12 protein-coding genes and 1 riboswitch are annotated in these 13,638 nt (G+C 29.4%); of the genes, 3 read left to right on the top strand and 9 right to left on the bottom strand.

Annotation, left to right across the window (positions count from 1 at the left end; all coding sequences use genetic code 11):
* Positions 1-211: 211 nt before the first annotated feature.
* On the top strand, positions 212-1,915 hold the full coding sequence (locus B3Z56_RS04000; protein ID WP_346878291.1) for a tetratricopeptide repeat-containing diguanylate cyclase: 1,704 nt from the start codon (positions 212-214) through the stop codon (positions 1,913-1,915).
* A gap of 153 nt (positions 1,916-2,068) precedes the next feature.
* Here B3Z56_RS04000 and thiC read toward each other — a convergent pair whose 3' ends face one another.
* The gene (thiC, locus tag B3Z56_RS03995; protein ID WP_346849112.1) at positions 2,069-3,382 is read right to left on the bottom strand and encodes a phosphomethylpyrimidine synthase ThiC; all 1,314 of its coding nucleotides are present in this window, start codon (positions 3,380-3,382) and stop codon (positions 2,069-2,071) included.
* A gap of 198 nt (positions 3,383-3,580) precedes the next feature.
* Positions 3,581-3,682: riboswitch (TPP riboswitch) on the bottom strand.
* 243 nt (positions 3,683-3,925) lie between these two features.
* On the opposite strand from thiC, the gene B3Z56_RS03990 reads away from it, so the two are divergent.
* Positions 3,926-4,333 carry a hypothetical protein gene (locus B3Z56_RS03990; protein WP_035131622.1) on the top strand — a complete coding sequence of 136 codons (408 nt, stop codon included), beginning with the start codon at positions 3,926-3,928 and terminating at the stop codon, positions 4,331-4,333.
* Positions 4,334-4,405: 72 nt separating this feature from the next.
* Here the strand turns inward: B3Z56_RS03990 and B3Z56_RS03985 are convergent, their stop codons facing one another.
* From B3Z56_RS03985 to B3Z56_RS03970, 4 genes are all read right to left on the bottom strand, one after another.
* Positions 4,406-4,900, bottom strand: coding sequence for a threonine/serine exporter family protein (locus B3Z56_RS03985; RefSeq protein ID WP_414632766.1), 495 nt, complete (start codon positions 4,898-4,900; stop codon positions 4,406-4,408).
* Between the two features lie 5 nt (positions 4,901-4,905).
* The gene (locus B3Z56_RS03980; protein WP_346877982.1) at positions 4,906-5,667 is read right to left on the bottom strand and encodes a threonine/serine exporter family protein; all 762 of its coding nucleotides are present in this window, start codon (positions 5,665-5,667) and stop codon (positions 4,906-4,908) included.
* A gap of 355 nt (positions 5,668-6,022) precedes the next feature.
* Positions 6,023-7,924, bottom strand: a complete 1,902-nt coding sequence (locus B3Z56_RS03975) for an ABC transporter ATP-binding protein (RefSeq protein ID WP_346877983.1) — start codon at positions 7,922-7,924, stop codon at positions 6,023-6,025.
* Positions 7,917-10,178 carry an ABC transporter ATP-binding protein gene (locus tag B3Z56_RS03970; RefSeq protein WP_346849115.1) on the bottom strand — a complete coding sequence of 754 codons (2,262 nt, stop codon included), beginning with the start codon at positions 10,176-10,178 and terminating at the stop codon, positions 7,917-7,919. Before B3Z56_RS03970 ends, B3Z56_RS03975 begins: the two co-directional genes overlap by 8 nt.
* Positions 10,179-10,519: 341 nt before the next feature.
* Between B3Z56_RS03970 and B3Z56_RS03965 the strand changes: the two genes are divergently transcribed.
* Entirely contained in the window at positions 10,520-10,963 is a 444-nt protein-coding gene (locus tag B3Z56_RS03965; protein WP_346878290.1) for a MarR family transcriptional regulator, read from the top strand.
* A gap of 75 nt (positions 10,964-11,038) precedes the next feature.
* Here the strand turns inward: B3Z56_RS03965 and B3Z56_RS03960 are convergent, their stop codons facing one another.
* From B3Z56_RS03960 to B3Z56_RS03945, 4 genes are all read right to left on the bottom strand, one after another.
* Positions 11,039-11,344 (bottom strand): hypothetical protein, encoded by a 306-nt coding sequence (locus B3Z56_RS03960; protein ID WP_346878289.1) that lies wholly within the window; start codon positions 11,342-11,344, stop codon positions 11,039-11,041.
* 37 nt (positions 11,345-11,381) lie between these two features.
* On the bottom strand, positions 11,382-12,173 hold the full coding sequence (locus tag B3Z56_RS03955) for a hypothetical protein (protein ID WP_346878288.1): 792 nt from the start codon (positions 12,171-12,173) through the stop codon (positions 11,382-11,384).
* Complete coding sequence (locus tag B3Z56_RS03950; protein WP_346878287.1) at positions 12,166-12,804, bottom strand: HD domain-containing protein; 639 nt, start codon at positions 12,802-12,804, stop codon at positions 12,166-12,168. The genes B3Z56_RS03955 and B3Z56_RS03950 overlap by 8 nt, the downstream gene beginning before the upstream one ends.
* A gap of 121 nt (positions 12,805-12,925) precedes the next feature.
* Positions 12,926-13,615 (bottom strand): HAD family hydrolase, encoded by a 690-nt coding sequence (locus tag B3Z56_RS03945; RefSeq protein WP_346878286.1) that lies wholly within the window; start codon positions 13,613-13,615, stop codon positions 12,926-12,928.
* Positions 13,616-13,638: the final 23 nt, after the last annotated feature.

Genomic DNA, 13,638 nt, shown 5'->3' with positions numbered 1-13,638 from the left:
ATTAAATGTAACATATAATTACTTATTTAGACTTATATTACTTAAATTCTCTAAGTAATTTTTATGTAACATATAATTTTTTATTATTTTTCATCTAATTTTATGTTATTATATTATTGTAACCGCAAGGTTAAAAATTCATTGGTTAATCAGTTATAAGTTTAAATTCAAATTATAATTAAACTATTCTAAGAAAAGTAGGTTGTTTAGTATGGATAATAACTCAAAAGAACTTTTTAAACTTATTGATGATGGAAACACTATTGTACATAGCGATCCTAGAAAAGCTTATGAAATAACAAAAGAAGCATTAAAATTAGCTGAAGCGTTTAATAATAAATCTGCAATGGGCTATTGCTTTATTAATTTTGCTTTAATTTACAGATCACTATCAAATCTTGCCAACTGGGTAGAATATGGTCATCATGCTCTAGATATATTTATGGAATTAAATGAAGAGGAAGGCATTGTTGTAGCTTTAAATCTTTTAAGTTGCGCATATTTTCACGTTGGACTTTATGAGGATTCTTTAATAAATTGTCTTAGAGTTCTAGATTTGTGTATTGATGATAAACATAGCTTTATTCACACCTGTTCCCTTAATAATATGGCAGAGATTCACAGGATAACTACCCAATATAATAAAGCCTTGAAATATTATGAGAAAGCTTTAGCTAAAGCTAAAAAATTTAATTATACTTCACTATCTGCATCTATTTTATTTAATATAGGACAAGTTCTTCTAGAGAAGAATAATTACCATAAAGCTTTAAAAATATTTTTTGAAAGCTATGATATAGCTATTGAATTTAATAACTTTATACTCCTAGGTGAAATAGAAAATAATATTGGTTTCATTCACTTTAGAAATAAAGAGTTTGATAAAGCCATGGAATACTATAATAAATCCTTAGAACACTTAGAAACCATTAGTAACAAATTTTATATCATAGATTTATACTTTAACATTGGTTTTTTAAAGCTTTCCACTTCTTCTGGTGATGCTATAGAATATTTAAATAAAGCTATACATTGTGCTGAGGAACTTAATTCCAAACATAAGCTTAGTAAAATACATTTGCAGCTTTCTAAATACTACGAATCATTAGGAGATTTTAAAACAGCCTTAGAATATTACAGGCAGTACCACCTTTCAGAAGAAGAAGTTTCTTCATCTACTATGAAATCTAAACTAGAAATTATAAGAATTCAATGTAATCATGCTATAGAAGCTGAAGAATTAGAACAAATTAAAATAATAAATCAAAAACTAGAAATGGAAATAGAATCCCAAAATAAAAGGCTACAATATATGAAAAATGAGAATAAGAATTTACGATTTAAAGCATTGAAAGATTCTCTTACTAAAATTTCAAATAGACATGCCATTGACCAAATGTTTAGTAGACTATGGAAATATTCTAAACTCAATAAAAATAATATGGTTTTATTTATGATAGATGTAGATAACTTTAAATTATATAATGATTATTGGGGTCATATGCATGGTGATAAATGTCTTGCTAGTATTGCTCAATGTTTAAAAGACATTTCTACCTCCCGTCACGATTTTTGTGGTAGATACGGTGGAGAAGAATTTATATATCTTGCTGAGGATTTAACCTATGATGAAGCTATTTACCTAGGTAATCTAATAAGTTGTAAAGTTAAGGACTTAAAAATAAAATCTACTCATGATAATGAGAGTTCTGTAATTACTGTTAGTATTGGTGGGGTCTATGGAAACCTTTCCTCTCTTAGATCAACTGACTATATGATTGAAATTGCAGATAAACAATTATATATCTCTAAAGAATCTGGAAGAGATAAAGTTACGTTAATAAACACCTTAGAAGATGAATTAATGCTAAATTCAATAAATTCAGTGAACTTAGCAACTGCAGATATATATTAATAATTTAAACTTTAAAACAGTTATTCCTTTATTATTAATTATATTATTCAAGTTATTAAACATAAAAGTATAATAAAGAAGGACACTCTTAAAATTACTAAGCTTAAACTACCAATAAAAGCTTAATTTTTAATAGTGTCCTTTTATTAATTATTAATCATCTTCTCTTAAAAGGTTAATATCTTTTCCACTAAGAATCTTGTTCATATTTCTCATAGAACACATTTTACCACACATAGTGCAACTATCTTCATGATGAGGTGTAGATTCTTTTCTATATTTTCTTGGCTTTTCTTCATCTAAAGCTAAGGTAAACATCTTCTCCCAATCAAGTTCCTGTCTTGCCTTACTCATTTCATTATCCCACTGCGATGCACCTTTAATTCCTTTAGCAATATCCGCTGCATGAGCTGCAATTTTTACTGCTACTATACCTTCCTTCATATCATCTAGGTTTGGAAGTCTTAAATGTTCTGCTGGAGTTACATAACATAAAAAGTCTGCTCCATAACTTGCTGCAATAGCTCCACCAATGGCAGAAGTTATATGATCATAACCTGGAGCTACATCCGTAACTAAAGGTCCTAAAACATAAAATGGTGCTCCGTGACAAAGTCTTTTTTGAAGTAACATATTAGCTTCTATTTCATTTATAGCCATGTGCCCTGGACCTTCAATTATAACTTGTACATTTCTCTCCCAAGCTCTTTTTGTAAGCTCACCTAATACCATAAGCTCCTTAATTTGTGAAGCATCTGTGGCATCAGCTATCGAACCTGGTCTACATGCGTCTCCTAAACTTAAAGTTAAATCATATTTTTCACATATATCTAATAATCTATCAAAATATTCATAGAATGGATTTTCTCTCTGATTTAATTCCATCCAAGCAAACAAAAGAGATCCTCCCCTTGAAACTATATTAGTAATCCTCTTATTTCTTTTAAAAGTATTTATAGTTTCCCTGTTTAGTCCTGCATGGATAGTTACAAAATCTACTCCATCCTGTGCATGCTTTTCTACTACTTTAAAGAATTCATCTACAGAGATATCCTTTAGTTCCTTATCATAAAAGCCAACTACATCATACATTGGTACTGTTCCAATCATCGCTGTAGACATTTCTACTAACTTTTCTCTGAACTTTGCAGTTTTTCCATAATTAGAAAGGTCCATAATAGCCTCTGCTTTCATATCTAAAGCAACTTTTACCTTTTCCATTTCTTTATCTATATCATCACAATCTTTGGATATACCTAAATTTACATTTATTTTAGTTTTGAGACCTTGTCCTACTCCCTGTGGTACAAGGGATTTATGATTTTTATTAGCAGGTATAGCTACCTTTCCTTCCGCTACTAAAGCCCTTAACTCTTGAATATCCATATTCTCTGACTTAGCTACAATCTCCATCTCTCTTGTTACAATGCCCTTCCTAGCGGCATCCATTTGTGTTGTAAAATTCATACTTTCTTCCTCCCTAAGTACAATAATTATTTAATTTAATAATTTAGCGCCTTTCTTTAGGAGAAAATAATTGCTTACATATTTTTTTACAAACCTTTATTAATTCTTATCTAAAAAAATAAAGGCTTACACAAGGTAAGCCTTTAGATGAATTCATAAAATAAATATTTATAAACATTTTTATAAATAAGCTATTATTAAAATCTTTTAAAGCTTTCCTTCGATGGCATTATCCACATCAGGTTCAAGGGTTAAAGCAATTATTGCTTCTCTCAGCATTAGGCACCCCTAGCTAAATAATTATTAAATTAACTTCATTATAACATAAAAACTATAATTTTCAAATTTACTTTTAATTTATTATTATCCACATTTTTAATGGAAAATTTTTAATAACATATTTTTTCTTTCTAAGGATAAACTAAAGTCGAGTTTTCTTAAACCTTTTATTTTTCAATAGCTTATCCTTATTCTTGTTGTTCTCATCAAATATACTCATACTTAAGAATTTAAGTAAATACTTTAAAAGGACGGTGTATTACAATGAAAAAATCTTTAATTATGCTAACATTAGTTGGTGCCATCATGACTTCTTCTACTGTAGCCTTTGGATATGATAATATATCAATGGATTCTAATAGTGAAAAAATGACTACTATAGAGACTCCAGCAGAAAAATCTAAGGATGAAAAACCCACTGAGGAAAAGAAACCAACTATGATTGAGGAAGAAGAAAAGACAAAAAAACCTGATGAAAAGAAGCAAACTATAAGTGAGTCTAAGCCTGAGAATGAAAAAGCTCCTAAAGAAGATGAAAAGAAACCAACTCTAAACGAAACTGATGAGAAAAAACAAAATACAAAGACTCCTGGAAAACATATGAGAAAACCAGAGTGTGATAATAAGTGTAACCCTGAAGATAACAAGGAAAACGAAAAGAAGGCTCAATAATTAAGTATAAATTTAAACTTAATTTAAATATAGGCTATGTTTTAACAACAGTTTAAAACATAGCCTAATATTTTATTTTATTTTATTTTGTGCTGCTTTCTTTGTTTCTATATCTCTTTGAATTTTGCTAAAAAATTTATAAGTAGTTGAAGATAACATCATTCCAAAGGCAATAGCTCCACCTACTATAATAGTTTTCATTGCACTGCTATAAGCAAGGTCATAATTTTGAGCTACTATATATAATACTGTGTTATAGGCCATGACTCCTGGTACTAACGGGAATATTCCTGGTATTGAAAACTGCATACTTGGAGCCTTTAACCTTCTTGCCATTACTTCACTATAAACTCCTACTACAAATGCCCCCATGAAAGTAGCAATAATTACACTTCCTCCATAGTTGAACACTATTAAATAGCTTAACCATGCAAGAGTTCCTGAAATCCCAGCCCAAGCTAATTTTTTTCTATCTATATTAAATAATATGGCAGGAAATACACTTCCAAAAAACGCTAAAACAATTTGTCTAATCATAACATAGCCTCTACTTTCATCTAAATATATTATATCTAAAAGATTCCTAGAAAATTTCTAAAGGCTAATGCAGTACCAATTCCTGAACCAATTGCTGTAATTATTAAAACAGCCTCACCCACCTTTGAAATTCCTGATGTAAAATCACCATAAATTATATCTTTTATTCCATTAGTAAGGGCTACACCAGGTAATAGTACCATGATAGACCCTAGTATAATCTTGTCCTTGTTCACTATAGTTATAATATTTTCAAATAAAATACTTATACTAGCTATAAGAAATCCTGAGAAAAAGAAGATAAAGAACTGAAAAAATCCTACATTGGATACCTTATCTACCATATAATATATTATCATACCAATAATTGTAGATATAAAGGCTGCAAAAATTGTTCCGTTGAAAAATAATGAATAAATAAAACAAGTCATTCCACCAGCTAACACTCTAATAGGTAATTTAAAAGTAGGCGTTTTTCTTATATCTTCTAGTCTTTCCATTGCTTCCTCATAGGAAATCTTCTCTGACTCGATGCTTCGAGAAAAACTATTTACTAGCTCTATGCTATATAAATCAACACTCTTGCTTCTAACCTTTTTTAGTGATGTAACCTTTTCTTGATCCTCATCTAAAATAGATATAAAAATTCCTTTTCCTGTAGTTATGCATTCACTTTTATAATTATATGCTTTACATATCCTTTCAATAGTTTCCTCTACTCTATAGGATTCTGATCCATTACTAATAAGTAGTTCACCTGCTGAAAGAGCTATATCTAAAACCTGTTTTGCCTTCATGATAAATCTCCTTCTAATATTCCATATATTTAATAAACATGAATTTTATTCAGTTTACTATAATTATTTTTTAGCATATTTAATATTACACATTTATTAATGGTAATTATATCATCTTTTTCATATTTGTCTATTAATTATTTATATATTAAATGAACTTATATTTATTATATATTTAATTAATTACTTTATTATTATTTCCTAAATACTAGGTTATACTTATCTCTAAAATAAAAAGAACTAACTCAAATTAATTTACTTAATTTAAGCTAGTTCTTAAAAACTATGTCAATAAACTTCAGATGGAATAAACTCTATCCTAGTTAAAAAACTCTATTTACTTTTTATTTAGTTATTAAACTACATCTTCTTTAATGTCTTCAAATTGACTATTATATAAGTTTGCATAGAAGCCATTGGCTGCAAGTAACTCATTATGATTTCCTTGTTCTACTATATCTCCATCTTTCATTACAAGGATTAAATCTGCATCCCTTATAGTAGATAATCTATGAGCAATTACAAAACTAGTTCTACCCTTCATCAAATTATCCATTGCCTTTTGTATTAAAACCTCAGTACGAGTATCTACAGAACTAGTGGCTTCATCTAAAATTAGAATCTTAGGATCTGCAAGAATTGCACGAGCTATAGTAAGTAATTGCTTTTGACCTGCAGACACGTTATTAGCTTCTTCATTTAAAATCATATCATATCCATCAGGTAAAGTTTTTACAAAGTGATCCACATTGGCAGCCTTAGCTGCAGCAATAACTTCTTCATCATTGGCATTTAATCTACCATATCTGATATTTTCCTTAATAGAGCCATTAAATAACCAAGTATCTTGAAGTACCATACCAAATATACTACGTAAATCTTGACGGTTGAAATCTTGAATATTATGACCATCTATTAAGATAGCTCCACTATTCACATCGTAAAATCTCATAAGCAATTTAACCATGGTAGTTTTTCCTGCTCCAGTAGGTCCAACTATAGCAACCTTCTGTCCTGGTTTTACATGTGCTGAAAAATCATTGATAATAATCTTATCTTCTTTATACCCAAAGTGAACATTTTCAAAGTTTACTTCACCTTGAATTTCTTCTCCCTCATCTTCTGACAATAACAGATTTTTTATTTTAATAGGGTTTTCTGCAAATTGCACTTCCTCTTCTTCTGCTAAGAATTCAAAAACTCTTTCTGCCGCCGCTGCTGTAGATTGCATTAGATTTGCTATCTGAGCTGACTGAGCTATTGGTTGATTAAAAGATCTTACATATTGAATGAAGGATTGAATATCTCCAACTTCAATAGTTTTCTTAATAGCCAGCCATCCACCTAAAATAGATACTACTACATAGCCTATGTTTCCTACAAAGGTCATAATAGGCATCATCATTCCAGATAAAAATTGAGACTTCCAAGCCGAGTCGTATAATTTATCATTTAACTTATTAAATTCTCTAATTGCCTCTTCTTCTCCATTAAAGGCCTTAACTATATTATGACCTCCATAAACCTCTTCTACTTGACCATTAACATTTCCTAAATATTTCTGTTGATTTCTAAAGTGTTTTTGAGATTTCTTAACTACTACCGATATTAAAAACATAGATATTGGCAATATAAGGAGAGTTGCCCCTGTCATGATACCACTTATTGAAATCATCATTATTAGTACTCCAATTAATGTAGTAATTGAAGTTATAACTTGAGTCATACTTTGGTTTAAGTTTTGACTTACGGTATCTACATCATTTGTTATCCTAGATAAAACTTCACCATGAGTCTTATTATCAAAATATTTAAGAGGCATTCTATTAATTTTTTCAGAAATCTCTTTTCTAAGATTATATGAAACCTTTTGAGTAACTCCTGACATTATAAAACCTTGTACAAAAGAGAATAATGTACTAATTATATATAAAATCAAAAGTAATAATAAAATTCTTCCTATATATTCAAAGTCTATGCCTACTCCTGAACCTGTTATCTTACCTACAAGTCCCTTAAAAATGTTAGTGGTAGCTTTACCTAAAACCTTAGGTCCAATTATAGAAAAAGCAGCACTTCCAACGGCAAATATTATAACAATTATTATGGATGCAGTAAAAGGTTTAAGATAACTAATAAGCTTTTTCATGGTGCCCTTAAAGTTTTTAGCTTTTTCTCCAGGACCTCCCATTGGTCCACGTCCCATAGGTCCTCCACCACCCATAGGCCCTTTTTTCATATTTTGCTCCTTACTCATTAGCTAACTCCTCCTTTGAAAGTTGAGATAGTGCTATTTGTTTATACACATCACAAGTTTTCATTAACTCATTGTGAGTTCCAATACCTGCAATTCTACCTTCCTCTAAAACTATTATCTGCTCTGCATGTAGAATCGTACTTATTCTTTGAGCTACAATTAGAACTGTACTATTTAATGTTTCTTTTTTAAGGGCTTTTCGTAATGCCGCATCAGTCTTAAAATCTAAAGCTGAGAAACTATCATCAAAAATATATACCTCTGGTTTTTTAGCAATAGCTCTTGCAATAGAAAGTCTTTGTTTTTGGCCCCCTGAAACATTAGTACCCCCTTGAGATATTTCAGTATTATAACTCTCCTTAGTACCTTTAATAAAGTCAGTGGCTTGTGCAATCTCTGCAGCCTTTATCATATTTTCGTCTGTAATACTTTTACCTGAATATTTTAAGTTACTTTCAATGGTACCAGAGAATAGCACTCCTTTTTGAGGTACATAACCTATCTTTTCTCTTAAATCATGTTGACTTACTTTTCTAATGTCAATTCCATCTAAAAGTATTTCTCCCTCAGTCACATCATAAAATCTCGGTACAAGATTAATAAGGGTGGATTTACCGCTTCCTGTACTACCAATAAATGCGGTAGTCTCTCCAGGCATAGCAGTAAAAGTTATATTACTTAGAACATTTTCTTCAGCATTTGGATACTTAAAGGAAACATTATTAAATTTAAGAAATCCCTTTTTATCTTCTTCAAGTTTTATTGGAGCTACAGGATCCTTAACTACATATTCAGTGGATAATACTTCATCTATACGCCCAGCTGAAACTGTAGCACGAGGTAACATCACTGAAACCATAGATATCATTAAGAATGCCATTATAATTTGCATTGTATATTGAATAAATGCCATCATATCTCCAACTTGCATGGTTCCTGCATCAATGCTATGTGATCCATTCCATACTATTAAAATAGTAATTCCATTCATAATCAACATCATAGTTGGCATCATTAAAGCCATAGTTCTATTGACAAATAAATTATTCTTGGTTAAATCATTATTTGCTTTATCGAATCTTTTTTCTTCATGTCTTTCTGTACTAAAGGCACGAATTACCATCATACCAGTCAAAATTTCTCTAGTTACAAGGTTAATCCTATCAACTAGTTTCTGAACCCTCTTGAATCTTGGCATAACTACTGTAAATAAAACAATTACTACTGCTGAAATAGCAACTACTGCAACAACAATAATCCAAGCCATTGAAGTTTCTGTATTTAAAACCTTTATTACTCCACCAATTCCTAAGATTGGTGCATAGAATACTACTCTTAGAAGCATTACCATAAGCATTTGAATTTGCTGAATATCGTTGGTACTACGAGTTATAAGTGACGCAGTAGAAAATTTATCTAATTCTGCATTAGAAAAACCTATAACTTTAGAAAATACTTTACTTCTAAGGTTTTTACCAAGGTTTGCTGCCACTCTAGCCCCAATAAATCCAACAGTTACTGTAGCAGCCATACTTAGTAGGGCTATAAGTATCATTAATCCTCCTGTATAAAGAAGATAGTTAGTTTGCATTTTGTCTATATTCAAACCAATATTATTATACTCATTTTTTACATAACTAATAGCTGCTTGGTCTATCATAGTATTAGGTAAGTTCTCAAAATTTTTATCTATATCTTTCATCATAGTATCTCGCTGTTCCTGCGGTAACTGTGACATCACTTCCAATATATCTGCATTTTCATCTATACCCATATTAGGAGGAAACTCCGCTATAATTGCTGCTTTCATGGCCTTACTTTCTTCACTGTCACTTTCAAAGCCTTGCACTACTAACATTGGCCTTGCAAATATTCCATTTAACTTTTCAATGGTTTCTTTATCCTTTTTCTTAGTTGTAAGCTTATATACACCTTCATTTTCTAAAGAAGGATACTTCTTCACATATTTATTGTATTCTTCATCACTAAGAGAATCTTTATCTAACAAAGTATAATTACTCTTAATTTCTATTCTATCCTCTTCACTAATAAATAGTTCTAACTTTTCTAATTGACTCTTTCTAATTACTTCTGGTGTAACTTTTTCTACTCCCCCCTGCTGAATTCCAACATTTACTATATTAGAAGTATAGTCAGGTAAAGAAAGGTCACAGACTGCTTGAACAATTAGTAATCCAATTATGATGATAATTGGCACCACTGAGTTCTTTAAATATTTAATTAACTTGAACATATTCCTCCACTCCCTCTTACAATAATGAATCACTAAGAAATAAACTAAAAACAAAATACTTTATTACCTATGCTATATGAACATAGATAACAATAGTATTTACAATTTATCAGTTTATTTGCAATTTAAAAAAAATTTATTTATAATAATCTTATAAAATACTTATTAATTTATATAAATTATGATATTATATTATTTATAAGTATATAACAGTTATAAACATATATTAATTATAGTTTTATAACTATTATAAGTCAATAACTATTTTATTGTGGATTTTTTAATTTTTAATTAACGATTTTAATATAGAAATTCAATACTGCAGCCAAAGGAGAATTATTATGGATGAAAAAAATTTAACTAAACTATCTGAGGACTTTTTCCTTCTTATGATGCTACTTCATAAAAAGATTATAAAATTAGAAGACTTTATGAAAAATACAGTTGTGCCACCATCTCATGTAAAAGTGGTTTTTTACCTAGCTCAAAATGGACCTTCATCGGTGTCTAGTATAGCCCGAGACCTTTGTATATCTAAACCCAATATGACCCCAATAATAGATAAACTCCTTGAGTGTGGTTATGTTAATAGATATGAAGATCCAAAAGATAGAAGAGTTATTAGAATTGAAATAACAGAAAAAGCCAATGAAGTCTTTAAAATCAAAAAGGATTTAATGAAAAGCTTTCTTAAGGAAAAGTTATCTGTGCTACCAGATGAAGATTTAATTTCTCTTAATGGTGCAATATCCGAATTTAAAAGAGTTATGTCTAAAATAAATTAAAATAAAAGGTATAAAGCTATCATAAAACTAGCTTTATACCTTATTAATACTATAAAATTTTATACTTTAATATTATTATAGATTGTCTATTCTCTTCTCAAATACTCCTCTCTCAAAGATTATGTCATTAAGCGACAATAAAACTCCAATTAATATACCATACCAAATGTAATGTAGTTCAAAACTATCCTTAATTGTCAAAGCAATAAAAACAGCAATACCATACCCTATAGCACTCCATATTTTCTTCTTCTTAGATTTTGATACAAATTTCTGCATCGGTTTAAAAAGTCCAATAATGCTATCATTAAGTCCTTTAAACAATATTGAACATATAAACTCAGCCACTATAACCCCTATAACAATATATAAAAAATCCATATAACACTCACCCTACCCTTTATCTAAAGTTCATCCATTATATATTAATTTTATCATATATACATTTAATATTCCCCTTAATCTCGGGATTTTCTTTTAATATAGCACTTATGGATCTACTACCTAGCTCATAAAAGATTACTCTACTAAAAGGTTTTTCTAATTTATTAGAATTTAATTTTACTTGTAACTTTTCTCTAATAAGATTTTCAATATATCTAGCAAATCCTTCTATAAACTCTTGCCATACCATATATTCAAAGTCTATTTGATTTAAATGGTTCTTCATAACTTTATGATAATCTACCATATCTTTATATTGTAGTTTTTTATCCACAAATTCTAGTTTAGAAGTTTCATTTATGAACACCTTATCCTCATAAGGAAATGAATGATTTATCTCCCACATAAAATCTTTTTTCTCTTTAGCTATTTTAGCAATTTCTAGTTCTTCTCTAATTTCACTATCTCCTTGCTCCCATTGATAGCAGTGAACAAACTCATGAAATATAAATATATATCCCTCCAAGGTATTAAATGCATCCTTAGATACTACCGCCGCAGGCTTCATATCATAAAAATCTAGTGGAAAGGAGGCCAACACTTTTTCTGGTACAATCATAGGTGCTTTATATTCACCTTTAAATTCATAGCAAGTACCATTGTCAGATAAATCAAAGATAAAAAAATACCCCTCTTCTACTACAGCTACTGTATAAAGCTTTAATAAAGATGTATCTATATCCTTTATTATTTCATGAATAGAGAATATCTTATTTACCTTAGCTATGGTATCTACTATAAACTGATTCTTTTCTTCTTTATTCATAACCACTTACTTCCTTCCTTGTATTACAATGACCATCTAGCCATTGTTTTCCTTCTATAAACCATTTATGTGGATATAATATTAATTTATTATCTACAATATAATTCATATACGTTAAAGCTGCATGATATAATGACTTGTCTAATTCTTCTTTTATCAAATCATAAAAAGGAGGTCTTCCATCTTGATCCCATGAAAGTTTGTCAGCTATAAATAAAGTCATCTCATATGGTGTAGGATTTAATTTTAAAGTAGTATGACAACCTATTGCACCTAGTATATTATTATCTTCTATGTTAAAAACTTCCTTTGCTAATTCAACTGAACAACGTTGATGTAATAAAAATGGGTACTTTTTTTCTGCCTCATCTATATACCAATTATTATCCTTAGCATACTGTAGCATGTCTTCAGGGCTAATAATTGCACTAATATCATGAAGATATCCAGCAATTTCACAAACATCTTTATCTAAGTTATATTTTTCTGCAATTATAATACTAGTTTTAGCAACATTAATACTGTGCTCTAAGGTCTTTTCTCCATTATTCCCCATGAATATTCTTTCAATATTTTCTTTTATTTCTCTAGACATATCCAAATTATTTAAATTTGTGTACTGTTTTATCATAGCTATCCTCCAATGTATTTTTAATTATCACAGTATAATAAATAGTTTTTCTAAATCTAATGATTATCTTATCTTGTATGAACTCAATAGCTTATTGCTAACCATTTTCAATATTAATTTTCTATACTATTATTTCTTTCACTCCTAATAAATCCTTTGAGTAATATCTAACATTTTCTTCTGTATTAGATCTTACTAATACTGCTTTAATTCCAACATGTTCTGGACCTATTACATCAGCTAAAATACTATCTCCAACCATCCATATATCCCTATAATTGCAATGCTTTTTCAAAGCATAATGATATATTTTAGGATTTGGCTTCTCATATCCAACATTAGCAGATGATATACAATCGATTATATACGGTGATAATCCTAATTTCTCTACTATCTTAGGTAATTCAGGAATATGATTTGAGAGTATTACGTTTGAATAACCCTTTTTCATAAAGTACTGTAATACTTCTATTGTATCTTCATATATTTGAAAACTTTCTCCTGATGCAAGGACTTGTCTAATTTCTTTTGAGTAGATAGCTGCTTTTTCTTCTGATATATTTAACTTTATATATCCCTTTATTAATATCTCTTCAATATGGTTCCACCAAGCATCGCTAGAAGTGAGATTCACATATTCCTTTTCAGGTTGTTGCCAAGGAAATCCCACTAATGAGATTTTCTTAAAATCTTCAATACTTATTTCCGTATATGGTTCATACTTACATAAAACCTTGAATAAAGCTTTACTAAGCATCCACTCATTATGAGCTAATGTACCTTGAAAATCCCAAAATATTAACTTACTCATTTTAATCTCCATCTTCAATTTCT

Origin of the sequence: Clostridium sp. UBA7791, assembly GCF_002480755.1 — a bacterium.
GTDB classification, from domain to species: Bacteria; Bacillota; Clostridia; order Clostridiales; family Clostridiaceae; genus Clostridium_J; species Clostridium_J sulfidigenes.
The sequence above is the reverse complement of the archived record's forward strand: the minus strand, read 5'-3'. Positions and strand labels throughout refer to the sequence as shown.